At 38.6% G+C, this 23,314-nt stretch carries 30 protein-coding genes, 1 pseudogene and 1 riboswitch; of the genes and pseudogenes, 11 read left to right on the top strand and 20 right to left on the bottom strand.

From position 1 onward, the window contains the following. On the top strand, positions 1-87 hold an 87-nt coding region (locus M3600_RS23400), incomplete at its 5' end, for an IS3 family transposase (protein ID WP_164849711.1). A gap of 61 nt (positions 88-148) precedes the next feature. Here M3600_RS23400 and M3600_RS23395 read toward each other — a convergent pair. From M3600_RS23395 to M3600_RS23380, 4 genes are all read right to left on the bottom strand, one after another. Further along, positions 149-499, bottom strand: coding sequence for a hypothetical protein (locus M3600_RS23395; protein WP_251647784.1), 351 nt, complete (start codon positions 497-499; stop codon positions 149-151). A gap of 12 nt (positions 500-511) precedes the next feature. Beyond that, positions 512-1,507: a ketoacyl-ACP synthase III gene (locus M3600_RS23390; protein ID WP_251647782.1), complete on the bottom strand. Its 996-nt coding sequence runs from the start codon at positions 1,505-1,507 to the stop codon at positions 512-514. Between the two features lie 71 nt (positions 1,508-1,578). Next, positions 1,579-1,669: riboswitch (cyclic di-GMP riboswitch) on the bottom strand. 132 nt (positions 1,670-1,801) lie between these two features. After that, positions 1,802-2,371, bottom strand: a complete 570-nt coding sequence (locus M3600_RS23385; RefSeq protein WP_251647780.1) for a histidine phosphatase family protein — start codon at positions 2,369-2,371, stop codon at positions 1,802-1,804. A 68-nt stretch (positions 2,372-2,439) separates the two neighbouring features. Then, positions 2,440-2,778, bottom strand: a complete 339-nt coding sequence (locus M3600_RS23380; RefSeq protein WP_233314771.1) for a cupin domain-containing protein — start codon at positions 2,776-2,778, stop codon at positions 2,440-2,442. Positions 2,779-2,911: 133 nt separating this feature from the next. Here M3600_RS23380 and M3600_RS23375 point away from each other — a divergent pair, with 133 nt between their 5' ends. Beyond that, positions 2,912-3,274, top strand: coding sequence for a group I truncated hemoglobin (locus M3600_RS23375; protein ID WP_233314239.1), 363 nt, complete (start codon positions 2,912-2,914; stop codon positions 3,272-3,274). A 46-nt stretch (positions 3,275-3,320) separates the two neighbouring features. Here M3600_RS23375 and M3600_RS23370 read toward each other — a convergent pair whose 3' ends face one another. The 3 genes from M3600_RS23370 to M3600_RS23360 form a co-directional block, all read right to left on the bottom strand. Further along, entirely contained in the window at positions 3,321-4,355 is a 1,035-nt protein-coding gene (locus M3600_RS23370; protein WP_251647778.1) for a DUF3231 family protein, read from the bottom strand. Positions 4,356-4,428: 73 nt separating this feature from the next. After that, entirely contained in the window at positions 4,429-5,208 is a 780-nt protein-coding gene (locus M3600_RS23365) for a Cof-type HAD-IIB family hydrolase (RefSeq protein ID WP_251647776.1), read from the bottom strand. A 144-nt stretch (positions 5,209-5,352) separates the two neighbouring features. Next, complete coding sequence (locus M3600_RS23360; RefSeq protein WP_233314242.1) at positions 5,353-6,639, bottom strand: MFS transporter; 1,287 nt, start codon at positions 6,637-6,639, stop codon at positions 5,353-5,355. A 407-nt stretch (positions 6,640-7,046) separates the two neighbouring features. On the opposite strand from M3600_RS23360, the gene M3600_RS23355 reads away from it, so the two are divergent. Further along, entirely contained in the window at positions 7,047-7,748 is a 702-nt protein-coding gene (locus M3600_RS23355) for a YoaK family protein (RefSeq protein WP_233314243.1), read from the top strand. 51 nt (positions 7,749-7,799) lie between these two features. On the opposite strand, the gene M3600_RS23350 is transcribed toward M3600_RS23355, so the two are convergent. Beyond that, complete coding sequence (locus tag M3600_RS23350; RefSeq protein ID WP_233314244.1) at positions 7,800-8,132, bottom strand: YisL family protein; 333 nt, start codon at positions 8,130-8,132, stop codon at positions 7,800-7,802. Between the two features lie 593 nt (positions 8,133-8,725). Between M3600_RS23350 and brnQ the strand changes: the two genes are divergently transcribed. The 3 genes from brnQ (at position 8,726) to M3600_RS23335 (ending at position 10,695) form a co-directional block, all read left to right on the top strand. Next, complete coding sequence (brnQ, locus tag M3600_RS23345) at positions 8,726-10,060, top strand: branched-chain amino acid transport system II carrier protein (RefSeq protein WP_233314245.1); 1,335 nt, start codon at positions 8,726-8,728, stop codon at positions 10,058-10,060. Between the two features lie 139 nt (positions 10,061-10,199). Next, on the top strand, positions 10,200-10,454 hold the full coding sequence (locus tag M3600_RS23340) for a DUF2164 domain-containing protein (protein ID WP_396953842.1): 255 nt from the start codon (positions 10,200-10,202) through the stop codon (positions 10,452-10,454). Positions 10,455-10,557: 103 nt separating this feature from the next. Further along, entirely contained in the window at positions 10,558-10,695 is a 138-nt protein-coding gene (locus M3600_RS23335; RefSeq protein ID WP_233314247.1) for a hypothetical protein, read from the top strand. 74 nt (positions 10,696-10,769) lie between these two features. On the opposite strand, the pseudogene M3600_RS23330 reads toward M3600_RS23335, so the two are convergent. Both M3600_RS23330 and M3600_RS23325 read right to left on the bottom strand, forming a co-directional pair. Further along, positions 10,770-10,979: pseudogene (locus M3600_RS23330) on the bottom strand (RsfA family transcriptional regulator); the annotation flags it as partial. Positions 10,980-11,136: 157 nt separating this feature from the next. Continuing rightward, positions 11,137-11,919, bottom strand: coding sequence for a M15 family metallopeptidase (locus tag M3600_RS23325; RefSeq protein ID WP_251647774.1), 783 nt, complete (start codon positions 11,917-11,919; stop codon positions 11,137-11,139). Positions 11,920-12,154: 235 nt separating this feature from the next. On the opposite strand from M3600_RS23325, the gene M3600_RS23320 reads away from it, so the two are divergent. Continuing rightward, entirely contained in the window at positions 12,155-12,367 is a 213-nt protein-coding gene (locus tag M3600_RS23320) for a hypothetical protein (protein ID WP_233314249.1), read from the top strand. A 27-nt stretch (positions 12,368-12,394) separates the two neighbouring features. Here the strand turns inward: M3600_RS23320 and M3600_RS23315 are convergent, their stop codons facing one another. From M3600_RS23315 to M3600_RS23305, 3 genes are all read right to left on the bottom strand, one after another. Then, positions 12,395-13,177 carry an arylamine N-acetyltransferase family protein gene (locus M3600_RS23315; protein ID WP_233314250.1) on the bottom strand — a complete coding sequence of 261 codons (783 nt, stop codon included), beginning with the start codon at positions 13,175-13,177 and terminating at the stop codon, positions 12,395-12,397. A 15-nt stretch (positions 13,178-13,192) separates the two neighbouring features. Next, the gene (locus M3600_RS23310; protein ID WP_233314251.1) at positions 13,193-13,531 is read right to left on the bottom strand and encodes a cupin domain-containing protein; all 339 of its coding nucleotides are present in this window, start codon (positions 13,529-13,531) and stop codon (positions 13,193-13,195) included. A gap of 66 nt (positions 13,532-13,597) precedes the next feature. Then, positions 13,598-14,479, bottom strand: a complete 882-nt coding sequence (locus tag M3600_RS23305) for an AraC family transcriptional regulator (protein WP_233314252.1) — start codon at positions 14,477-14,479, stop codon at positions 13,598-13,600. Between the two features lie 96 nt (positions 14,480-14,575). Here M3600_RS23305 and M3600_RS23300 point away from each other — a divergent pair, with 96 nt between their 5' ends. Next, entirely contained in the window at positions 14,576-15,493 is a 918-nt protein-coding gene (locus M3600_RS23300; RefSeq protein WP_233314772.1) for a DMT family transporter, read from the top strand. Positions 15,494-15,529: 36 nt separating this feature from the next. On the opposite strand, the gene M3600_RS23295 is transcribed toward M3600_RS23300, so the two are convergent. After that, entirely contained in the window at positions 15,530-16,033 is a 504-nt protein-coding gene (locus M3600_RS23295; RefSeq protein ID WP_233314253.1) for a GNAT family N-acetyltransferase, read from the bottom strand. Between the two features lie 158 nt (positions 16,034-16,191). Here M3600_RS23295 and M3600_RS23290 point away from each other — a divergent pair, with 158 nt between their 5' ends. Beyond that, entirely contained in the window at positions 16,192-16,437 is a 246-nt protein-coding gene (locus M3600_RS23290) for a YkuS family protein (RefSeq protein ID WP_233314254.1), read from the top strand. Positions 16,438-16,802: 365 nt separating this feature from the next. Here M3600_RS23290 and M3600_RS23285 read toward each other — a convergent pair whose 3' ends face one another. Then, the gene (locus M3600_RS23285) at positions 16,803-17,765 is read right to left on the bottom strand and encodes an RtcB family protein (protein ID WP_233314255.1); all 963 of its coding nucleotides are present in this window, start codon (positions 17,763-17,765) and stop codon (positions 16,803-16,805) included. 269 nt (positions 17,766-18,034) lie between these two features. Next, on the bottom strand, positions 18,035-18,253 hold the full coding sequence (locus M3600_RS23280) for an RtcB family protein (protein WP_233314256.1): 219 nt from the start codon (positions 18,251-18,253) through the stop codon (positions 18,035-18,037). 213 nt (positions 18,254-18,466) lie between these two features. On the opposite strand from M3600_RS23280, the gene M3600_RS23275 reads away from it, so the two are divergent. Then, complete coding sequence (locus tag M3600_RS23275) at positions 18,467-19,480, top strand: DUF3231 family protein (protein ID WP_251647772.1); 1,014 nt, start codon at positions 18,467-18,469, stop codon at positions 19,478-19,480. A 28-nt stretch (positions 19,481-19,508) separates the two neighbouring features. Next, entirely contained in the window at positions 19,509-19,628 is a 120-nt protein-coding gene (locus M3600_RS23270) for a hypothetical protein (RefSeq protein WP_233314258.1), read from the top strand. Between the two features lie 167 nt (positions 19,629-19,795). Here M3600_RS23270 and M3600_RS23265 read toward each other — a convergent pair whose 3' ends face one another. The 4 genes from M3600_RS23265 to M3600_RS23250 form a co-directional block, all read right to left on the bottom strand. Then, positions 19,796-20,353 (bottom strand): GNAT family N-acetyltransferase, encoded by a 558-nt coding sequence (locus M3600_RS23265; RefSeq protein ID WP_233314259.1) that lies wholly within the window; start codon positions 20,351-20,353, stop codon positions 19,796-19,798. A gap of 14 nt (positions 20,354-20,367) precedes the next feature. Next, positions 20,368-20,673 carry a YciI family protein gene (locus tag M3600_RS23260; protein WP_233314260.1) on the bottom strand — a complete coding sequence of 102 codons (306 nt, stop codon included), beginning with the start codon at positions 20,671-20,673 and terminating at the stop codon, positions 20,368-20,370. 102 nt (positions 20,674-20,775) lie between these two features. Continuing rightward, positions 20,776-22,404, bottom strand: a complete 1,629-nt coding sequence (gene abc-f, locus M3600_RS23255) for a ribosomal protection-like ABC-F family protein (RefSeq protein ID WP_251647770.1) — start codon at positions 22,402-22,404, stop codon at positions 20,776-20,778. Positions 22,405-22,720: 316 nt separating this feature from the next. Then, positions 22,721-23,260: a GNAT family N-acetyltransferase gene (locus M3600_RS23250; protein ID WP_237942273.1), complete on the bottom strand. Its 540-nt coding sequence runs from the start codon at positions 23,258-23,260 to the stop codon at positions 22,721-22,723. Positions 23,261-23,314: the final 54 nt, after the last annotated feature.

The raw sequence follows: 23,314 nt of genomic DNA, 5'->3' as shown, positions 1-23,314 counted from the left end.
ATTTATTACAATTACTATAGATATCAGTGGAACTTAAAAAAGATGACCCCTGTTCAATACAGAGATCATCTTCTTAAAACTGCCTAGGCTTTTTTTAAATGTCCTTTACAAAGGGTACACTTTAAAGGCTTATCAGGCTTACATTCATTTATCTTACTGCTTCTTCTAATTTATCAACAAAAATTCCTGTATAGTTGATGCTTGCTGCAAGCTTCTTCATTTGCATTTTGGAAATAGCAGATGATGGATTAATCATGATGATTTTTTTGAAGCCGTTAGACATATACAGCTTGAAGCATCCTTCTAAAACTGGGAGCATATCAGGCTTAGATGCAGCAAGATTGGTTGAATCAATAACTAATGTATATGTTGCTGGAACGATTGATTTAACATGCTTATTATACTCAGCAAGAAACGACTGACCATCTTCTTCTTTCATAAATCCGCTGACAGCAATAAATAATTCCTTTGTTGCTTCCTTTTTTTCAAATGTAAACATAATAATTTCCTCCTAAAATTGATATAAAAGTGATGACATACTATAGCCGACAGCTACAGAGCAAAAAACTACCTTATCTCCGTCTTTTATTCTTTTTCGTTCAAGAGCATCATGGAGCGCAAATATCGGGCTGGTTACGCCTGTATAACCAAACTTTTCACCTACAAATGTATAGTTGTCTAGACCAACCTTAAGTTTCTGCAATGCTTCTTCCACTTCTGGTCTGGAAAACTGAGAAAAAATCCAGTGGTCAATCTCCGCTGGCTGCACATTATGCCGAGAGAGCATGGCAGTAATCAGCTTTTTCCATTCGTCAGAGAAAAAGCTGACATCATGGGGATCAAACCGAAGTTTTTTACTTGCAGCAGGGATGTTCTCATTAAACAGTTGAGAAAATCCTACAGCTGGATACATGACGAAGTCTGCAAGACTTGCATCTGTGTGATAATTGCTTGCTATAAGTCCAATAGGCTCTTCTGTTTTTTCCAGAACTACAGCACATGCGCCGTCTGCAAAGTTAGGATACATAACAGTATCATCTTTTCTGGCGATATTGCTTACATACACACTGCCGATAATAAGTGCTCTCTGAAGGTCTGCACGGCTCTTCAAAAATGCATTCACTTGATCAATAGCTGACAGCATTCCAATACAGTTAGCATTCATATCATAGACAATATGAGCATTTTTCGCCCCTAATATACGATTAAAGAGAAGTGCGTTGCTTGGATAAGTGTATTCAGGTGTGTCAGAGACAAAAACAATCATATCCAGTTCTTCTGCTTTAGTATTAGTACTATCAAGTGCTTTTACTGCTGCTTCGCTTGCCATCGTAATGGTGTTTTCTTTCTCCGGATTAACTAAATATCGTTCTTTCCTGCCAAGATGGTTCATCAATCCTTCTGCTTCTAGGCCTAATGCGTGAAAATGGTCTATAAAAAACTGATTATCATATTTTGTTTCTGGGTGGGCAATGCTAACACCCTTAATTTTGACTTGATTAGCCAACTTGCTCACACTCCCCCAAATTTCATAAAAAAAATCCACCCGAAAAAGGATGGATTGGTATCTGTCTCCTTTTCGGCAACCTGGCAATCATTGCAGCTTAACCACTACTTTAGACCCATAGCTTTGCGTCCTTATTTTTCAATAAGTTTGCTAGTATCGAAGGCTTATCTTCTCATGTACGAGATTATTTTAGTATATTTTTTTCCCTCCGTCTAGTATTTTAGAACTATTAAAGAAAGGTAAATATAACCAATTATTTGTATTTACCTAGTTTTATATACCTATAAACCCTCATCAAGTTAGATGTGTTGTACAATTATACAAGCTGCATTTCCAGCTGTTATCAATAAATGAAAAATTTGTAAAGGATGTATTTTTCAGCGGATGTTCCACACTAACTTGCGGGTCAAGCTCAGCTATAAGCATAGTTAGAAGTGCACCATGACTGACTATCAATATATTTTGATGTATTGCTTTGTCTAATCTTTCACTTCTAAAGGCTTGTGTGCGTGCTTTGACACTTTCAACAGACTCTATCCCTAAGTCTAGCTCACGCCAATCCTCGCCCCATCTTGCTATTCTTTCTCGTTCTGTTGTTCCTTCTATCATTCCTCCGCCTGTTTCGCGCAGCCTTGTATCAAAAATAACCTTTATTTGCAGTCTTTCTGCCATGATTTCAGCGGTTTGTTTCGCTCTCATTAAGTCACTTGTGTAGATTACATCCCAATTATCTTGGCAAAGACGGTCTGCAAGCAAACGAGCTCCATCTACTCCCTCTTTATCTAAAGGAATATTGCTGCTCCCTTGTGCCCTTCCCTCTCTATTCCAAGCTGTACTGCCATGGCGAATTAATCCCAGTTTCATCTTGTTTTTCTCCCTCCTATAAAAAATGCTTTCCACTAGGAAAGCATTTTTAGCTATGTCTATGCAGCTCATGTGCCAGATATATCATTACTTGCCTTTTCAAAGCACAAATTAACCGTTCGTTCTAATGAGCGGGTTCGATGCATCACATTTGCCGGCACAGTATACATGTCACCTGGCTTTAAGCTTACTGTTTGGTTATTTTCCAAATCAATAAACAGCTCCCCTTCGATCACAATAAACAGCTCATCACAATCCTCATGCTTATGCCAATGATATTCTCCTTCAATGACAGCTATCCGAAGAGCGTGATCATTTACCTCACTTACTATAAAATTACTGTATTCTGCCTTACCCTTTGTCAACTCTAATAAATGAATTAACTCTAACTGTCCCTTTTTAACCAGCCTGCTCACATCCTGCCTTTCATTTTCATTTAATATTTCTCTGCTTATTTCTAATCTCCTGTTTTTTTTATAAAAAGGATAAAAGTAGTAAGAATGGTTAATCTATACATAGTGAATAAAAGGAGGAATAGTTATGGAGCAATCTTTATATGAAAAAGTTGGCGGAGAAGAAGCAATTTCTAAAGTAGTTGATTATTTCTATAATGAGTTAGTATTAAAGGATGAATCAGTAAGTCATTTTTTTGAGCATACAAATATGGAAAAACAACGCAGTCATCAGACTAAATTTATCAGTTTTGCATTAGGCGGACCGAAGCAATATACAGGAAAGGCAATGGCAAAAGCGCATGAAGGAATGAATATCCAGCCGGAACACTTTAATGCAATCGTCAAGCATTTGCATGATGCACTTGCTCATTACGGTGTAGAGGAGAACGATATCCAGACCGCTTTAGAAAAGGTTGGCGGCTTAAAGGACGATATTTTGTACAAATAAAGAGCAAAAGAAGGTTTACCCTTCTTTTGCTCTTTCCACTTACTATTTAAGGTTTGGCAAGATCATCCCGGTTAACTGCATGCGGCGGTTCTTCCATCCAGCCGTTTTCCATCATTATTTTTGCCCCGTTTGTCACAAACATCATAATATTCATAAGCGATTTCGTATACATAACTCCGATATCATGTCTGCCATTTACAGCAAGAGAATTTCCGAACGCTCTTATTTTCATGGAAAACATGTCAACTTTATGAAAAAGCATCAGCTTATCAGAAAAGGGCGCAAACGTCGAGGTTGTTATTAAATGGTCTAAGTATTCGGGAGACGGCAAGTTTTCCTCATGAAGTAAAAGCTTGTACCGTTCCAAATTCTTATGCGTCATCTCTTTCCCTCTTATAAATAAGCTTTTCACTTTTTCCTGTCTTGCAACTTGACCGAAAGCCAGTATTAGCGCTTTGCTTGTGACATTGTTTTCGATATTGTCGTAAAGATGGGTAATCTCCATCGCATGAAGAGGGCGAACTTTCCCAATATATCCATTCAGAAAATTTTCGTTGGCAAATTCAGGCCTGTCTTGCACTGGAATAAGCGGCGGCTTCTTAATAAAGCCCTTTCTTAATAGAATCATTTTTATTTGCTCCATCAATTGCATCGTTGCATCCATACAATAAACGAAAAAATCACGAACATCCTCACGATAGACGAGGGGAATGGCTATTTGATAGATGCTCAAACCTGCTTTGGCTGCGTATTTTAAATAATGAACATAGAATTCATCTTCAAATAGCTTAGGAGCATTTAAATTAACATCCTTTTCTGTGAAGCCGACAGGAAATGGAATCTTATCTTTTTTAAATATTTCCTTCGTCGTTTCCAGGAAAACATCCGATAAGTGTAAAGCATTCTTTAATAATGCTTTAATATCCTCATCCTCCACATGCTGTAAATAATAGCTCAGTATGCATCTCGACATGCTGTTTCCCATATAGGTTGCCCACAGCTTTGCCACTTCTGCCGAAGTAAGTGGTTCATTCGGACTTGATTTATGTGAGCCTATTTTAATCGGTTTGATTGTATTCAAGGCATATTCCTCCACGTCGGTTTTGCTTATTTTTTCCGTGAAGGAATCAGATTATACAAAGGATTAGTTACTCTTACAGCAGACCTACCAACTGAAGACCATGAACAATTCCGTCTTCTTCCACCGATTTCGTTACATATTTGGCACAAGCCTTTATATGCTCCTCTGCATTGCCCATTGCCACACTGTTAACAATAGCTGTCAGCATTTCCAAATCGTTTTCACCATCGCCAAAGGCATATTGGTTCTCTTTAACAATGCCGAGCTTTTCGGTCATTTTGGCAATACCTCGAGCTTTTGAGCCGCCTTTAGGCAAAATATCGACAGATACAGGATGCCATCTGACAAAGTCGAAGTCTTCAAAGACTTGTTCATACTGCTTTTCTTCCCCCTCCTGGCAGAATAATAGCGACTGGAACAGGTCTCTGTCTTTATAATAAAGAGGATCATGTGTTGGAAAATGGGCTATTTTCAGTGTTTGGATGCTTTCTTGTATAAAGATATGCTCCGGAACATTTGCTCTCATATCCTCATGGTCCATATACACTACCGGATGGTCATTTAGCAATGCGGCTTCGGCAAGCTTTTCCAATGATTGAATATTTAATGGGTTCTTATATATAACCTCGCCATTTAACACGACATACTGTCCGTTGTAGCTGACATACGAATCGATTTCAAGCTCCTTGCGTAAATCTTCGAACATAAACGGCGCTCTTCCTGTAGCAATCGCTACCTCATGGCCTTTTTCTTTTAATTGGAAAATTGCTTCTTTGGCAGACTGAGGCAATTGCTTTTCATGTGTAAGCAAAGTCCCATCTATATCAAAAAATATAATGCTTTTCTCGTTCATTTCATTCCCTGCTTTCTATTAGTAATCCTGCTGTAAAAATACTCCGCTGTTATGTCTATTACTTGAAGTAACAGCTTAATTTTCATTTAGTTTACGGTATGAAACGCATTTCAGGTCAATTATTAATTGTGTAAACGCATTAAATCATATTATTTCTTTGTTTTTTTCTGTTGACCTATACAGAAAATAACAGCATACCGAGCATAAGAGAGCAAGCAGTCCTATAAATCCATAACCAAATTTCAAACCAATGATTTCACTGTTCGCTGCACCAAGGCTATTTGCAGCTATACGAGCGGTATCAATGATAAAGCCAATTAAGAAATTTCCGATCACACTCGCTATTCCCATTAAAGTAACGGTAAAAGTGATCGCAGCTCCCGTTCCAATCGGGTATCTCTTGGCGAGCAATGCCATAATCGTTGGATATACCAGGGCTATGCCTATGCCAGAAATGCAAAAGAAGATGGCGCCTTTTTCTCCGATAAGAATTCCTGCAATGGTGCAAATACCAGAAAAAGCCGAAAAGTACATGATGGACCGAGCAAAGCCAATCTTGTCTGTTACAGGACCTAGCAAAAGCCGTGCAAGCATAAAAAACAGAAAGAATAATGACAGCATATTCGATGCTTCCTTTATATCCCAGCTATATGCCTGCACTAAGAAATTGATCAGCCAGCCGCCTACTGCCATTTCTGAGACGACTCCTAACGAAAGAACAGCGACAATCAGCCATGCAACCCTGTCCTTAATCAAAGACTTAAAGGAAGCACCGTCGCCGTCACTTTTACTTTCAGCCGGAAATTTACTAAAAAGAGACGGTAGAATCGGCAGTAAGGATAAAGCTAAAAACAAAAAATACATGCCGCGCCATCCGACATCTCCTTCTCCCCAATGCCAATCCATCACAGAGGCAGCGAAAATTGGTGCGACAGTGGAGCTTAATCCATAAAAGAAATGAGAGATATTCAGCATGGTACCTGTATTTTTTGTAAAAATTCTGGCTGCCATAATGCCAAGGGCAATCTCTAGCATGCCATTCCCTAAATATAAAACAAAAAAGGCAGCAGACAGCGAAGGAAAACTTGCTGACAGATAAATGAATACTCCTGAAAAGGTCATAAGTAGGAATGCAGAGATTCCTGTCCATTTCACTCCGATTCTGTCAGACATCCAGGATGTATAGGAGCATGCAAGAAGATAGCCGAATGAGTTTAAGGCTAAAAGCAAACCAATCTGCGTCTGACTAGCACGAAAGTCTTGTTGAATAAGCGGAATAGCCGGACCTTTTATATTTTCCGAAAAACCAAAAATCAAAAAACCGCCGAAAACTATACTTATGAGCAAATAGTGATTCCATTTACGATCCAACGGATTTTTTTGCAGCACAGCGCTTGCTGTATCGTCTTGTTTGTAATTTAAATTAGCCATAGACTTTCCTTTCTTTAGTCGGTTCTGTTCAATATGTATTTTGCAAAGAACTCTTGTGTCAACTACTAGAGGTCTATGCTAAAAAGCAAAGTTTTATCGATTAATTCCAATTCGATTATTGTCCTTTTCCCTCCTGTTTGCTGAATTTAGATAATGTTTTTATATTAGTCAGCACCTAAAAATATGACCAGCTCTCCCTAGAATCAGTTAAACACATCTAGAATATTAAATTCTTGATGGTTTGCTCTTTTCCTGCCTAAGCTTTGTAAAGAAAAAGAATAAACAGACACAAAATTTTCGGATGTTTTTCGGTTGTAACAAACTGATTATGATAAACTATATTTTGCAATTCATGCTTTTTATTATTATGGCAAGAAATTATTTTTAATGGAGAAGGAGAAATTTACATGCATGAAAAACTAAAAACCATTCCCTCCCTTTCCTCGAATTCTATTTATATGGGTCTTATACTCGCCATTGTGGGGGGCTTTCTTGATGCTTATACTTTTGTCAGCAGAGACGGAGTGTTTGCTAATGCCCAAACAGGAAATATGGTGCTTTTAGCTGTTAAGGCAGCAAACGGCGAATGGAAAGGGGCTCTTTTGTATATCCCGCCAATCATTGCCTTTATATTAGGTGTACTTGTTTCTGAAATAGTGAAAATACCGCATGTACGGCATGTTTTATACAGCTACCGACGCTCTATTCTAATATTGGAGTTTTTTGTTCTTGTGTTTGTCGGCTTTTTGCCATTAAGTGTGCCAAACATGCTTGTGACTGTCAGCATCGCTTTTGTCTCTTCCTTACAGATTTCCACATTCAATAAAGTGGACAAATGGGCCTATAACTCGACTATTACGACAGGAAACCTGCGAACAGCAACACAGGCTGCCTATGCGGCTATTGTCGGACACGATGAGGAAGCTAAGCGGCAGTTTATTGATTTCGGTGTAATCATTCTATCTTTTTTTGCTGGTGCTTTGCTTGGAACGTTTTCTACAACTTATTTTGGAAAAACTTCGATTTGGATTGCTGCAGGCATATTAATGATTGCTATTATTTTGTATCACCGTGATAAAGGATATTATAGGAAAGGGGCACAAAATTAATAAGACAGAACAAAGCCTGCAGCAAATCTTTGCTGCAGGCTTTGTTCTGTCTTATAGCGTAAAACCTAAATATAGTACGATAATAAGGGCGACAACAAACTGAATCCATAAAATAGATGTTTTTCTTCCCTTTTTAGTGCGAATTACAATCATCTCAAGCATTGCAATTACCCATAATCCTACTAATGTTTTTAATGTATGCATAACATCAAGGCCAGTGTAGGTAAGCATCGTCACACCTGTGCCAATGATGGCTAAGTACATCAGTCTTAAAACCATATGCACAATTTTACTTCCTTTGTCTTTGCCGCTCTTATGCAGAAGCAAAGATACCACAAAAAGAATCAAGGCAACCGACCATGCCGTTATATGTATATGTCCCAAACTTTTCCCCCTCCTTTCACTCTCTCAAATCTTATCATAGAATAAAAAAAAATATCCAATAAAACTATCAATTTCCAACTACTTATTTTATAACTGTCCAAACGCCTTGCAATATGGGCAGAACTGCTTTCAGCCCCTCTAACTGGATTCTTCCGAGAACCGAAAGTTCTATAGAAATGCTTGAAATTTTAATTTTAATATTATAACATAGTGAACGTTGTTTATAAAAAATACAATAGATAGTTAACAGAAAAAACAAAATCTTTGGCTTTTTTAGCCTTACTTAGTCAGCATGATGTTCCACTGCTTAATGTATGATTTATAGATTTGATGTCTCCGATTATTTTCAGAAATTTTTAGAAATACTAATAAGGACCGGCAAGGCCCCTAAAGACAAATCATTCTTTAAAAGTTAGACATTTGTTAATGAACAGCATTGAGACTTACGAAGTGGCAGCATCTGGTGATTTTTTCATTTGGCTATTATTTTTTGAAAATTGCTATCTTTACGATTTCGCCATTCAATAATCGTGAAGAGTATTTTCGAAAAGTAGTTAACTTTTATATTTGATCTAAGTTCTGGAGGTTTTATCGTGTCAACTAAAGTACCATTTTCCTTTATTATTATTATTGGCCTGATGTTATTTGCACTGTTTTTTGGTGCAGGAAACCTTATTTTCCCGGCCATGCTTGGCCAATCAGCAGGCAGTGAAATCTGGTCAGCTAATGCTGGGTTCCTTGTTACTGGTGTTGGCTTGCCACTTCTCGGTGTACTAGCTTTCGGCTTTTCCGGGAAAGAAGACTTGCAGTCATTAGCGAGCCGTGTACACCCACTTTTCGGGATTATCTTTACAACGGTTCTTTATTTAGCAATTGGCCCATTATTCGCTATACCGCGTACAGGCAATGTATCTTTTGAGATTGGTGTTAAGCCATTTGTGACAGAAAGTTCTGCCGGTATTGCCCTTCTTATTTTCACTATTATCTTTTTTGCTATTACTTGTTTCTTGTCTCTTAACCCAGCTAAAATAGTAGACATAGTCGGCAGATTCTTGACGCCAATCAAGTTAACATTTATCGGGATTTTGGTTGTTGTTTCCGTCATTTTCCCTATTGGTAAGTTTCAAGCTCCAACAGAGCATTATATGACAAACTCGTTTTTCAACGGGTTCCAAGAAGGATATTTAACAATGGACACACTTGCGTCCTTTGTGTTTGGAATAATTATTATCAATGCTATTCGTGAAAAAGGTGCTACTACTAGAGGCCAAATCATGAAGGTTTGTTTAATGGCAACAGCAATTGCGGCTGTCATCCTTGCTGCTATTTATTCAGCACTTTCCTTTATGGGTGCATCTAGTGTGGAAAAGCTCGGTTATTTAGACAATGGCGGAGAAGTTTTAGCTCGTGTTTCTGACTACTATTTTGGAACATACGGCGGAGTATTGCTTGGCTTGATGATTACAGTCGCTTGTTTAACAACTAGCGTCGGACTAATCACATCTTGTTCTTCCTACTTCCATAAGCTGTTCCCGTCTATTTCGTATAAAGCAATTGCAATCAGTTTATCCGTATTTAGTGCAGTAATTGCCAATGTCGGTTTGACTGAGTTAATTACGATTTCTGTGCCTGTGTTGACTATTATTTATCCACTGGCGATTGTGCTTATATTCCTGACTTTCCTTCATCCACTTTTTAAAGGAAGACCAGCAGTATATCAAATAAGCCTATTGTTTACATTTATCGTCAGCCTAGTGGACAGTTTGCAAGGAACTGTATTAAAAATTTCAGCACTTGATTCGTTCTTTGCAAGTTTCCTGCCAATGTACGGCATTGGTTTAGGATGGATTTTTCCTGCTATAGTCGGCGCTATAATCGGCTATGTAGTGCAGCTTAACAAAGAGAGTGTTGCTACTTTAAATAAATAGATCAAACTAAAGAAAAAAGGAGACTGACGCAATTGTCAGTCTCCTTTTTTCATGCTATTTGACAAAAATTTATAAAAAAAGCAAGACTGGTAAATCGTTCTAGTTCCATGTATAGTACAACTATCTTCTTATGAAAGGAATGTTTTACTTGTTTTATAAATTAACAAAAGAACAGCAGCAGCTAATGGTTTCGGAAATACAAACGTTTTTTGCAGCTGAACGGGACGAGGAAATATCAGAATTCGCAGCGGAAAGCGTGCTTGAGTTCTTTAAGGACACGATTGCTCCTCATTTTTATAATGCTGGCGTTATGGATGTCAAAAATTTAGTGGAAGAGCAATTCTCTGCTATTGAAGATGAAATTTTAACATTGGAAAAACCAATCAGAAAATAGAATCCCTTTTTCCTGCATATACCATTATTCAATGTACATATAGGAGCTGCCAAAGTAACATGCTATACTAGACTTCATTTCTTTTATAGGAGGTTTTCTAGCTATGCGTAAAACAATGCTTGCACTGCTCCTCGCTGCATTTCTTGGCTCAACGATGACTGGCTGTGATGAAATTAATCCAGGCACAGACCAGCCAGGAGAAGATGAAATCGGCGATAATGAAATTAATGACGAAGAATAAAGGCATCGAGTTTTCGATGCCTTTCTAAAAAGTAATTCAAGCTTTCCTCAATCCTCATTATTTGCGTATTTCAGTTCATATCTCTCTTTTTTTGCAAGCCTGAAAGCGCCGCGATAATTGTGCCTGACTGTATTGTTCCAGCGATACCCGCAGGTTGCCGCCGTTTTATTTAATACAACGGCAACCTCTTCAAAGGCAGCAATTGCTGTACTGCCCTCACGAATATGATTCAATACCGTTTCTGCCAGTAAAGCATCTTGTTCTCTCGTAAATGTATGTGGCATTTTATCACCTTTTGTTCGTCTTGATTATCCTTAATATCGACACGAAACAGTTTAGTTTTAGTGCCATTTTACATTTCTAGCAAATCTGTTATATCATCGTTGTACCCTTTTTCGTTTATACCCAAAAGGAAGGAATGAAAACAGCGTTGGAACCCGCTTAATTATCCTCTACGTTGGCAAAAAACTCTTCCAATGTCCAATTCTTCTCTTTTATTAATTTAGCTGCTTCCTTGCCAACATAGCGATAATGCCATGGTTCATATTCATATTGGGTTATGTCAACCTTATCTTTCGGATAGCGCAGAATAAATCCATATTTATAAGCATTGTCCATTAACCATTTGCCTTCTTTATCTTCTCCGAACTCTTCCGTTAATAAGAAATTCTGACCCTCTGAAGTGATATCCATTGCTAACCCGCTTTGATGTTCACTAGAGCCGGGAATAGCTACTGCCTGCTCTGCTTGTTCTTCCCCTACATTTGCAACCTCTTGGTCAAAAACTGCAGATTGTCGTTCATATGACCTGTATCCTGAAGAGGCATAAAGAATCATACCTTCTGATTTAGCTCCATTAAACATTTCAGCAAGCGCTTCTCCTGCTTCCTTCCTCATATAGCTTTTCTCAATATCCTCATTCCCAAAGGAAAAGGAAACTTCTGGTCTGATAAGATCCTTTGGTTCATAATCACTTGGCAAATAATATTCTTTATTAACTAACGCTAATATATTTTCAGGATTCAAAATGACATTATGTCCGTCTTCTTCCTTTACTTTATTTAGATTTTCACTTGGTATGGTCCATTCCTTTGTTTCTTGATTTTCTGCCTGCTGCTGGGAAGTTTGGTTCGTGTTTTCCTCTTTTGGCTGACTCTCTTGTTGTGTCGTACTGCAGCCGCTCAAAATAAAAGCAATAGCTCCAGTCGTAATTATTTTTTTCATGTTGTCACCTTTCTTCTCTTGCTCAGTAGTCCATTTTATGTATTTCTTTCCTTCTACCTTCATTATTATAAGGGAATATTAACATTATAGAAGTGTTTGTCGACAATACCATTACAAAAAAATGACAAAACAAAAAAATATCTATTACGTTCCGAATACGAATAGCAACATAAAAACCGCTTTTTCATCTAACAATAAGGAAGAGATACATCAAGCAATGGGAGGGAATCACAAAATGCCTAGAGATGCAGACAATATTCATGTGGAAACAGAATCTCATAAGGATGGTCCAAGAGAAGGAGTCATCCCAAGTGGAAACAGTAATCAGATGGGGATTAGAACAGAAGCTGGACATAAAAAGGCAAATGCCTTCCATGTTCAATCACTGAAAGCAGATGCTGATATGCAGCAATTCAGCGATACGATAGATAATGCCTTTCCTAAATAAAAAAAACAGGATGCAAAAGCATCCTGTTTAGCTCCTAATACCAAATCTTTCTTTCGCCTTTAATATAAATTCTTGCGAATCTATGTCTTCCTTTTGTTTAGTTCCGTCCGACCATTCTGTAAATGAATGATTAGTCAAAACTATACTTCCCTTATCTGTTAACAAGCTAAGCAGAGGATCTTTATTAAAACGCGACGCAGGATGATTAACGATAATTCCTTGCATTTCATTTAACTCTTTGACATCATCGAAAACTTTAGTTGAGCAAAAGGCATAACCAATCCTCCAGTCCTCATCTTTATCCTTCAGCTTGACATATAACATATAATCTCCATACTCACTCGGCTTCTGCTCTATCTTAAATTCTCCATTATCTGAAACTATTAGCTCTCCATCAAGGGGCACAGGCTTTAATGGCAGATTGGCGCCATATCCTGAATCCACCACATATTGGCGTCCATTATCCTCAAGCAATATACAAGCGTGGGTAGCTCCTGTCTTGCTCCAAGCTTGATTGGCAGGATCATAGGTAATCCCCTTAATTAGGGCGACATTTAACCCGTTTTCACGTAAAAACAAGTAAAGAAGGGAATTTATATCATAGCAAAGCCCGCCTTCTTTTCGCTCAATGATCTTATCTTGTAAATAAGCGGGAGATATCTCGCCCGTTTTCCCTCCGATTATAGCCATATTTTCAAAAGGGACTGTTTTTGCCACCTTTTCCAATACAATTTCTAGATTTTGCAACGTTATTGCTTCTGCAAGAGGGAAGCCAATTCGCTGCCGAAAGCGTTCATTTAATTCATGCATTTGTCATCCTCCTAACTATATAAAAAGATTCTCTCCTTGAAGGACAAGGACTGTCATGCCTTGCTCACTGCCTGATTCATGGCCTTCTCCCTTGTCCCACAGCACTCCCTCACCTGTTTGCAGTGTCTGTATTTGTCCGTCCGCTCCTTTAATCCAGCCTTGCCCTTCCATTATGATGAAGGCCTGTTTAACCGGAGCATCATGATAACCTACCATTCCCCCAGGCTCGACATGAATTATACCGATACTAACAGGTTCATTTGTTCGCATTAAATTCGTGTAATAAGCAGCTACGGAATTATAATTGCTGATGGCCTTGCCTGTAAGCTTATTAAATGACATTATTTCCTTCATTTAAATACCTCCTTGTTCGCCATCTTATTATCGCATACATTTATTTAAGGTCTCTAGGAAAAGCTGTTACAACTGCTTCTGTTTTTTGTAGGCTAAAGGCGTTATCTTCATTTCCTTACGAAACTTTTGAATAAAGTAGCTTGTGCTGCTGAAGCCAACCCGATAAGCGACCTCCGTAATATTGGCATCCTCTTCTTGAAGCAAAATTAAGCTTTTCTGAATGCGATAATGCTCCAAATAATTAAAGGGCGAACGGTTTAAGATCCTTTGAAAATAGCGGCAGCATTCCGATCGACTCAAATGGCCTGCTGCAGCAATATCGACAAGCTTTATTTTCTCCTCATAATGATGATGAATCCAGTCGAGCATCTGTTTCATTCTTTCATTTTTAACTGACTCTGCTTTGTTAAAGGCAGGTGGAAGTCCATTTTTCATAAAACTTTTCCATAATAAGGAAAGCTGTATACTAATATCAATTTCAAAATACGGCTCCTTTTTTTGAAGGAGTTCGTTAATGGCTAGGATAGCGTCCAATATAATTCTGCCCCATTCTTTATGACCATCAAGAGGAACATATGGAAGATTGCTTGCTTGCATATATGGATAAACATACTGAGAAAAAAGTTCTTGTGTGAGCATAAAGGAAGGTGCGACGTTAAGGCAAATATAGGATGCGTCCTTAGTGACCTCCGCTGCCATATGCAGTAAACCGCTGTTTATAAATAGGCCGCTGTCTTCTTTCAGTAAAATATCGTCTCCATTTACCGAGAAATTCGCTTCTCCTTTATGCATGTACACAAACTGCAGTTCATCATGCCAATGCAGCGGGATGTGCCCATACATGTTTTTATTAATGGTTGTTTCGTAGCAGGCTACAGGCAATAATACAGTATAATGCTCTGTCAGCTCTTTTAGATCATCACCGATAGGAAAAGGACGGTTTTGCATAACAACCTCCATATATTTATATTTTTTCCGTCTATTATCGTATTTTTCCGCTGATTATTCCTTTATTATAACAATATCTTTATAAAAGGCGGAGACATAATGACTAGAAATAGAGGTTTGTTTTTTGTAATTACAGGTGCTGCTTTTTGGGGAGTCGGCGGCACAGTTGCCCAGAAGCTCTTTCAAACCTATCAAATCGATGTAAATTGGCTAGTTGTCGTAAGGCTGCTGCTTTCTGGCTTAATGCTGCTTTTGCTGACAGCCTTTAGCAAAAAGCGCAGTCAAATTATTGCTGTTTGGAAGAGTCCTCAATCCGCTTTCCGATTGATTGCCTTTTCCCTTTTTGGGATGCTGGCCGTTCAGTATACTTATATGGCAGCCATCAATCATGGCAATGCAGCTGTTGCTACGTTGCTGCAGTATTTAGCACCAATCATGATTATGATATATTATCTTTTAACCAAAAAAGCGCGGTTGTCTAAACTAGACGGATATTCTGCCGCACTTGCATTAGGCGGCTGCTTTCTTCTGCTGACAAATGGTTCTTTTTCCGAGCTTTCTGTTCCTGTTCAAGCTGTTGTATGGGGTGTGCTTTCTGGAATAGCGGCTGCTTTTTATACTTTAAGTGCCGGACGCTTGCTGGAAAAGTTTGATTCTATGGTAATTGTCGGCTGGGCGATGATAATCGGGGGACTTTGCTTAAATACGTTAGAACCTGTGTGGAAGACAGCACCTGCTGAACTGCCTAGTGCAGCCATTGGTTATTTATTGTTTGTGATTGTGTTTGGCACAATGATAGCCTTTTGGTTTTATATAAAAAGTTTAGAGTCACTATTGCCGAAAGAATCCAGCTTGTTAGGCAGCATTGAGCCGCTTGCGGCTGTGTTGACGACGGTCTTTTGGCTCAACATGCCATTTGGCTTATTTCAATGGCTTGGCGCAGCCTGCATTATCGGTGTCATTCTGCTTCTATCTGCTTTTAAACGGCAGAACGCTCAATCTGTCCAACTATAAAAAAAGAGAAGCTGCCGTCAAAAAATCGGCAGCTTCTTATATTGCGTGCTCTTCTACCTTATACTTATAAAACTTCTTATCAACCTCCATAAGCGGAAAGGCCTTAGGCAGTTCGGCCAGCTCAATACTTGTAAACTGGTTTTTCTCATAAAAGCGATGAGCTGCTAAAAACTGAGGCGTAGTGCCAAGGTAAACTTCTAAAATATCGACTTCCTTTGCCCAAGCAAGGGCATTTTCCAACAAAAGTCTCGCTGTATTATAGCCTGCGCCGCGATAATCTTTATGCACGAACATTTTTCTTAAGGCAGCTTGGCTGTTGCCGATATCAAGTAAAGCAATGGTACCAACTACCTTCTCCTCACTACGAGCAACCCAAAAGTTGCCTTTTCCTCTTTGATAAAATGTTTCTATCATCAATAAATCAGGCTGGTCTTCTTTTGTAATAGGGATATTATATTCTGTTTGCTGAATCGTTAATATCAAGTCAACCACTTCAGCTTGATGCTTTTGCCGAAATAGTTCCACAATTGGTTTGTTCAACTATTGCCACCACCAAAAATTATTTTTCATGCCAATATCTCTTTATTCTGTTTATCCTGTTAAATTCCTCCTTTTAAATATCAGATTTTTCAGTTTAGTTTCACTTAGAATAATTCTGTTGTTTTAGGACAACTTACTTTTTGGAGGAGGTGATACATATGGCAAGAATTGGTGTAGAACAATCACTAACAAATATTTCAGAGGCTCTCCGTGAACAAGGGCATGAGGTGATTGATTTAAAGCAAGAGTCTGATGCACAAAACTGTGATTGCTGTGTTGTCTCAGGAATTGATTCTAACGTAATGGGCATGCAGGACACACAAATACAAGGCTCTGTTATTGAGGCAAACGGCCTTTCTGCTGATGAAGTATGTCAGCAAGTAGCACAAAGAACAAACAAATAAAAAACATGCTTAAGCAAGCACCTTTTTTGGGGTGCATGCTTAAGCGTAACCTCCTATGAATCCAGCTAGACTCCCCTTTTTCCTTCCCCTTATGTATGAAGAGCTTAAATCATGGCGATAAACATAAGGGACACTTTGCTTTTTTATCAAAAGAATTATGTATTTTTAGTAAAATTTCCACTCTCGTTACATTAGTTTTTTCCCTTTTGTCATATGATGTAGTATTCCTTTTAAAGAGGGGAGCTGATTAAATGATTATCTTTTTGATCGGGTTAGGCATATTGCTTGTAGATGTGTTTTTTTGAAGGTCATCTTCTCCAAAGAAAAGGAAGGATTACAAGCGCAATCCTTCTTTTTCTTTGGTTTTAATTGGCCTTAAAATTATACAAAGGCTTAATAACCTTCATAATTTCAATGGTATCAACACTATGTCTAATAATATCCTCCATTGGCTTGTATGCCATCGGGCTCTCATCTAATGTGCTTTCATTAACAGAAGTCGTCCATACTTCCTTCATTGAATCCTGGAATTCTGTCAATGACACCATCTCTTTTGCTTTCGTTCTTGACATTAATCTGCCTGCACCATGAGGAGCCGATTCATTCCATTCTGCATTACCTTTACCGATTGCAATTAAGCTGCCATCACGCATATTGATTGGAATGATTACTTTTTCCCCTTTTTTGGCAGAGATTGCCCCTTTTCTGAGAATCATTTGTTCCATATCAATATAATTGTGAATCGTTGTAAAGCTGTCCGCTATTTCCCAGCCCATACGGGAGACAATTTCTTCTGCCATTGCTTTACGATTCAAAAGTGCATAATGCTGCGCGATTTTCATATCATTCATATAATGATCAAAGCTTTTTCCTTGAAGATAAGCAAGATCCTTTTTGATGAAAGGACTTTTAAGGCTTTTTAACGCTTCTTCAATTTCCCTTTCCCTGCCTTCTGCTTTCAATTCATTAATCAGCGTTTGGCGTTCTTCCTGCAAACTTAACAGCTCATTATATGCTAAGTTTTGATAATGCTCTGCAATTACCTTGCCTAAATTTCTAGAACCAGAATGGATGACAATCACAATTTTATCGTCTAATTCGTTCAACTCAACAAAATGGTTACCTCCACCTAAAGTTCCAACTGATGATTTAGCTCTTTTCAAGTTAAAAGGCGCGACCACATTACGAAAATCAATTTTTTTGGAATACGGATGGAATTGACTGCTTTCCCTTGTGGCAAAGCCGCTTGGAATATGTTTGCGGATTATTTCATCGAGCTTATCGAAATTAACTTCTGTTTTATTTTTATTTATAACGGCAACTTCCATGCCGCAGCCGATATCACATTTTTCTCCTAATTACTTAAGAGTTTGGACTATACCTTCTCTGCGGTTATCGGAGTTAGGCAGCTCCTATCGCAGGCTCGCCGTATTAATTATCCCATCATTTATAAGGTTTGGTAATAATTCTGCACGTAAATCTGCCACTAGCGTGCAAGTCTCTGAACCATTTGACTATGTTGCCACAGCCTCTGGCTGCTGATTGCCCTAATAGGGGTTCCAGCAATTGAGCGAGTGGTTTAACGTCTGGGCCAACATCAAGCAACCCCGACTAAGTTTGGAACAATTTTATCTGTTATAGTCATCGTTGTTCCGATTGTACAGCCTGCGCCTGCATGAGTATCAGGCATAATCCGGATTTTGGTTCCTTCTGTAAAGTCCTGATCGCAAAGCTCTTGAATTTGCGACAATGCTGTTTCTTCGACTTTATCTGTAAAAACTTTGGCGCTGTTAAATCTCCCTTGCACTTCAATCATAAAATCCCTCCTCATTACACTTATAACAGCAGTTTCACAACTGGGAATGTGCTGCCGTTTTTAGTCCAGTTCGCTTAATAGTGTATATAATCCTGCTTATTTTGTAAAATAATAGAAAACAATTACAGCCAGCAATGAATGAAAATCAGACATATGGGAAAACTTTTTTTAGACAATATAGACCGTTATCGTTCTGATGGGAGCAAATCATATATGACGAAACTTAACAAACCACCGCTAACAAGTGCTGAACAGGGAAATTTATGGAACTTTTATATAGCAAACACGATGTCTCACTGTATGTTCCAGCCTTTTTTAACAAATGTGGAGGATAAAAGAATCAAGGCAATTATTAAAGACAGTGATGTTTTAAGCCAAAGAATCATTGATCGTGTTACCATTTTATTCCAAGCAGATAATATCCCTCTTCCTGTCGGTTTTTCAGCAGAAAAAGATGTAAATCTTTCCGCACCACGGCTGTTTTCTGATGAGTTTTATCTTGAGTACATAGACATGATGTATAAGTTGGGAATTATCTTTTACAGCATTACCTTGCCTAATACATCAAGATTAGATATACGTCAATTTATTGTCGAAATCATGAGGGACGCTGCTACTCTTTCCAATCAGGTGACAGAGTTAATGCACGAAATGGGGATTCATGTGCGGCCTCCGAATATACCTGCGATGGATGCTGCTGAAATGGTTCAACGGCAAAGCTTTTTTAATGGCTTTTTTGGTGATAAAAGGCCATTAACAGGTATTGAAATTTCACAATTATTTGCTAATATCCAGTTCAACACGATGAAAACCGTGCTGCTGCTCGGTTTCAGCCAAGTCGCAAAATCAGAGGATATCAGCAACTATTTTATAAGAGGCAAGCATATAAATATTAAACAAAATTCCGTATTTTCCAATGTACTAAAGTCAGAAGACTTGCCATTGACAATGCCAAGTCAATTTAATATCACCACATCCCAAACAGCACCCTACTCTGAAAAACTGATGCTTTTTCATATCAGCAATCTGTCTTCTGCAAAATTACGAAATTTTGGTGATTCTATTGCAGTTAGTCCGCGCCATGACCTTGGTTCTATCTATCTTCGGCTAATGGTGGAAACTTCAAACTATCCAGAGGACGGCGGAAATCTATTAATCGAGCACAATTGGATGGACAAGCCACCGCATAACATCGACCGTAATTTACTTGCAAAAAAACAAAAATAATATATTTTGCTTAAAGGAGCCTTGATAGATGAAAAAAGAGCAAGAAGTTATCTCAGATGAATTTTTAGATCATCTCGTCGAGGAAATTAATGAAATATATGGATGGGATGATAAAAAAGACAGTAATGAAGAAGAAAATAGAGGTTAAAAATAGCCATGAAAAATGTTAGTCCCCATTTTTCATGGCTTTTAAAAATGTAAGTGCTACTACTCTAGGCATTGGTGATAGCATTACATTTCTATTGTAACGTTCTTTATAGAGAATGTCTCGTGCTTTTTACCATTTTAATAAATTTTTTATAGGAGTAAATAGTATTAGCTCTTAAAATCAGTCTTTAATAGGGAATACATATAAAGATCATCCATTTTTCCGCAGCTGTATTCATAGCTTCTTAACAGTCCCTCCTGTAAAAAGTTATTCTTTTCCAGCACTCTTTGTGATTGGCGGTTTGGAGGCTCTACAAGTGCTTGAATCCGCACTAGTTTCATTTGGTCAAAGCCATAATCAACGACAGCGTGAAGAGCCTCACTGACAAGTCCTTGTCCCCAATACTGTTGATGAAGCTCAAAGCCAACTTCTGAGCGAAAATGGCGCTTCTCCCAATTTAAAAAACCGCAGCTGCCAATTACTTTGTCTTCGCCTTTTAATGTAATGCCCCATCTTATTCCAGTCTGCTGCATGTGGATTTTGCTATACCAATCGATCTCCTCGACTGTTTCCTCCACTGACTGAAAAGGCTCCATTCCATAATATTTCATTACAGCTTTGTCAGAAAGATAACGATAAATATCTGCTGCATCTTCCTTCGTTATTTTTCTTAAATGTAAGCGATCTGTTGCAAGCAGTGGGAAATCTTTATGCTTGAGGCACATGTATTTACCTCCATTTATTTATACAATTCCATAAACGTCCCTGCCACCATACATGGCTTAACATCAATTTTTTGCCACACATTGCCTGTTACATAGGGTTCTACCTTTAACCATTCGTCAACAGCTTCTCTTGTCGGATATTCAACGACCATCATCGAACCAATCATTTTTCCGTGATCATCCAATAAGGCTGCACCATATAAATGCTTTCCTTCCTTAAACCGCATTTCTACGGAACTTAAATGCTCTTTTCTTGCAAGCATTCTCCGTTCCAATGCCTGCTCATCCGTACCATCATATGCCGTAACAACAAATTGCATTAATCATGTCCCCTTTGTATTTGTAGATATCATTGCCATTAATATTCTTTCTACAGCAAACAGCACTTTTCCTTCACAGAAAAGTGCTTATTCTTGTAATCCTTATGACAGCTCTTTCAGCTTTTTTGTTAGCTCGTTGAATTTCGCATCAAGCTTAGAATATTCCTTATCATGCGGCATCATGAAACTTAACCTTCCTAGTATTTCCTGCCTTTCTGTTTCAAGCTTCAGCCGCAGTTCTTCCACATCATCTCTAGCTGCAGCAGGTGATTGCCATTGTTTGCGAACTCCATTATTCGTGATTAAAAGCGAGCTTGTTGTCGTTTTCTCCAGGAAATAGCGGTCATGTGAAACAACAATTAATGTTCCATTATATTGTGCCAGTGTTTCCTCCAGCTGCTCACGGGATGCAAGGTCCAGATGGTTGGTTGGTTCATCTAGTAGAAGCACATCTTTATCCTCTAATATATATGCCATCAGCTTGCATTTAACGCGCTCGCCCATACTCATCGAGCCGATTGGTTCCCTCCATTGAGACGCAATAAAACCTAACTGCTTCATTAAAGTTTGTACCTTGCCTCGTTCTGCAAACGTCTCGCGATGAAAAAGCTGTGAGGGTGTCTGTTCAAGGGGAAGATCAAAAACCTCCTGCGATAAATAGCCAATCTTAGCTGTAGGAGATACCCATATCTCGCCAATTCCTTGCTCACTACCAACAATCATTTTCAAAAGAGTCGTTTTGCCGGATCCATTTGGACCTGTTAGAGCTACTCTTTCGCCGTGTTTAATGGTAAAATGCACATCCTTAAACAATGTCCGCTTTCCATATGCTTTCGCCAAACCCTTCACTTCGAGAAACCGTTTGCCGACCTTACTGTTGGATTGAAGGGAAAAATAAACGGAGTGCTCGCCTTCAACAGGTTCCACCTTATTCTTCTCCAGCTCCTTTTCAAGCCGCTTTTGTTTTGATTTTACTTGGGCATCCATGCGCTTTGCTTTAACTCGGTAGTACTCCTTTACCCCTTCCTTTTTCGTGGATTCGGCGTGAGCTTTTTTTGACCAGGAATTCAATTCCTTAATCTGACCTTCTATTCGTTCTGTCAGCTTTTGCTGTTTTTCATATTCCCTCTGCTGCACAAGTCTTTTTTGTTTGCGAGCCTCCATATAAGCAGTATAGTTCCCCTTATGCTCCACAAGCTTCTTGCCTTCAATAGCCCAAATTTTTGTGGCCACTTCATCAAGAAAATAGCGGTCATGTGACACTAACACAATGGTGCCTTTATATTCCTTTACCTGCTTTTGAAGCATCTGCAGACCCTTGTCATCAAGATGATTTGTCGGCTCATCCAGCAATAACATATCAGCATCTTGTGCGAATCCTTCAGCAAGTCTGGCCTTTAGTTTTTCGCCACCGCTTAAGTATTCATATGAAGAGTCAGGCACTTGCCATTTTTCTAATAGCTTTACTTCAGCGACTGATTTATCTGCAGACAGATGCGTCGCTGATTCCTGAACAACAAGCCAAGAAGTTAAGGGAACAAGCCATTGGAGCTCACCGTTAGAAGGAGTTATGTCTTCATTCAACAGATGCAAAAGTGTCGATTTGCCAGCACCATTATTACCGATAATGCCGATTATATCCCCTTGCTGCACCGATGCTGTCACTTCTTCGAATACAAGATGGTCCTTGATTTCATAACTAATATGATGCAATTTCAATAATTCTTTCATTAATTAATCCCTCTCTTAAATAGGGAGGACAAAAAAATCCTCCCAAAAGTAATTTTGGAAGGATTAGCCGAACATTTTAAGCATGACCAAATAAGCCTTGTAAGACTTATTGATACGTATAGATAGAAAATGGGCAGACTAATCCTATTTTAGTTTGATTTGCAAATATGCATTTCAGGCTAAATAAAATAAGATTAGATAATCATCGTCCACCCATCATCCCTTTCTGCTTTGTTACTAACAGTGTAACAAAACTCTTTTTTCAATGCAATGGTTTACAAACTACAAATGACAAAAAAAGGAATCGGCTTATATGCTAAATCGCGCTCGTTTCCCATTCCTCCCGCAATATTCCCATGCGGATGGAATCATAATAAACACCATTATAATAACGGCATTTCCTGAGCCGTGCTTCTAGCTGCATCCCAAGCTTTTCTCCTACCTTCATCATGCGATGATTGCCAGACCATGTTGTAAAGCCAACTCTTACTAGCGGGAGTGTTTGAAACAAATGACTTGTCCACAGCTTTAGTACTTTTGTTCCGTATCCTCCGCTCCAATACTGAGGATTGAAAATAACGATACCCATTTCCAACCAATTGGAAGGTTTATGCTCCCAGTAGTAGCTAACCGTACCAATAAGCTTTCCGTCTACCTCAATCCCCCAATAATCGCCTTGACCGATTATTTCATTCTTGCGCTTCATAAATTCGGCCCACGGAACAGCCTTATGTTCATAATAAGGCGCATCCCAGTTTTTCCATTCAGGTGCCTCTTCTTTATATGCCTGTTCCCAAAGCGGATAAAGATCAGCCTCTATCAACGGTCTAATGATGATGTTATCTTCTGCATACATGCTTGGAATAATCGAGCTTTGTCCGCCAAAGAAAATATTCTCAACCTCTTGAAT

This window comes from Niallia sp. MER 6 (assembly GCF_023714395.1).
Classification (GTDB): Bacteria; Bacillota; Bacilli; order Bacillales; family Cytobacillaceae; genus Niallia.
This window is presented reverse-complemented; position numbering and strand designations above follow the sequence as displayed.

Bases quoted from the DNA above. Each gene is read 5' to 3' on its own strand.
- M3600_RS23310 (WP_233314251.1), bottom strand. From the start codon at position 13,531: ATGAAGGAAATAATGTCATTTAATAAGCTTACAGGCAAGGCCATCAGC.
- M3600_RS23305 (WP_233314252.1), bottom strand. From the start codon at position 14,479: ATGCAAAACCGTCCTTTTCCTATCGGTGATGATCTAAAAGAGCTGACA.
- M3600_RS23385 (WP_251647780.1), bottom strand. From the start codon at position 2,371: ATGAAACTGGGATTAATTCGCCATGGCAGTACAGCTTGGAATAGAGAG.
- M3600_RS23315 (WP_233314250.1), bottom strand. From the start codon at position 13,177: ATGCATGAATTAAATGAACGCTTTCGGCAGCGAATTGGCTTCCCTCTT.
- M3600_RS23375 (WP_233314239.1), top strand. From the start codon at position 2,912: ATGGAGCAATCTTTATATGAAAAAGTTGGCGGAGAAGAAGCAATTTCT.
- M3600_RS23395 (WP_251647784.1), bottom strand. From the start codon at position 499: ATGTTTACATTTGAAAAAAAGGAAGCAACAAAGGAATTATTTATTGCT.
- abc-f (WP_251647770.1), bottom strand. From the start codon at position 22,404: ATGAAAGAATTATTGAAATTGCATCATATTAGTTATGAAATCAAGGAC.
- M3600_RS23290 (WP_233314254.1), top strand. From the start codon at position 16,192: ATGGCAAGAATTGGTGTAGAACAATCACTAACAAATATTTCAGAGGCT.
- M3600_RS23280 (WP_233314256.1), bottom strand. From the start codon at position 18,253: ATGATTGAAGTGCAAGGGAGATTTAACAGCGCCAAAGTTTTTACAGAT.
- M3600_RS23360 (WP_233314242.1), bottom strand. From the start codon at position 6,639: ATGGCTAATTTAAATTACAAACAAGACGATACAGCAAGCGCTGTGCTG.
- M3600_RS23285 (WP_233314255.1), bottom strand. From the start codon at position 17,765: ATGGAAGTTGCCGTTATAAATAAAAATAAAACAGAAGTTAATTTCGAT.
- M3600_RS23270 (WP_233314258.1), top strand. From the start codon at position 19,509: ATGAAAAAAGAGCAAGAAGTTATCTCAGATGAATTTTTAGATCATCTC.
- M3600_RS23355 (WP_233314243.1), top strand. From the start codon at position 7,047: ATGCATGAAAAACTAAAAACCATTCCCTCCCTTTCCTCGAATTCTATT.
- M3600_RS23325 (WP_251647774.1), bottom strand. From the start codon at position 11,919: ATGAAAAAAATAATTACGACTGGAGCTATTGCTTTTATTTTGAGCGGC.
- M3600_RS23265 (WP_233314259.1), bottom strand. From the start codon at position 20,353: ATGTGCCTCAAGCATAAAGATTTCCCACTGCTTGCAACAGATCGCTTA.
- M3600_RS23260 (WP_233314260.1), bottom strand. From the start codon at position 20,673: ATGCAATTTGTTGTTACGGCATATGATGGTACGGATGAGCAGGCATTG.
- M3600_RS23340 (WP_396953842.1), top strand. From the start codon at position 10,200: ATGTTTTACTTGTTTTATAAATTAACAAAAGAACAGCAGCAGCTAATG.
- M3600_RS23250 (WP_237942273.1), bottom strand. From the start codon at position 23,260: ATGTATGCAGAAGATAACATCATCATTAGACCGTTGATAGAGGCTGAT.
- M3600_RS23275 (WP_251647772.1), top strand. From the start codon at position 18,467: ATGACGAAACTTAACAAACCACCGCTAACAAGTGCTGAACAGGGAAAT.
- M3600_RS23320 (WP_233314249.1), top strand. From the start codon at position 12,155: ATGCCTAGAGATGCAGACAATATTCATGTGGAAACAGAATCTCATAAG.
- M3600_RS23365 (WP_251647776.1), bottom strand. From the start codon at position 5,208: ATGAACGAGAAAAGCATTATATTTTTTGATATAGATGGGACTTTGCTT.
- M3600_RS23335 (WP_233314247.1), top strand. From the start codon at position 10,558: ATGCGTAAAACAATGCTTGCACTGCTCCTCGCTGCATTTCTTGGCTCA.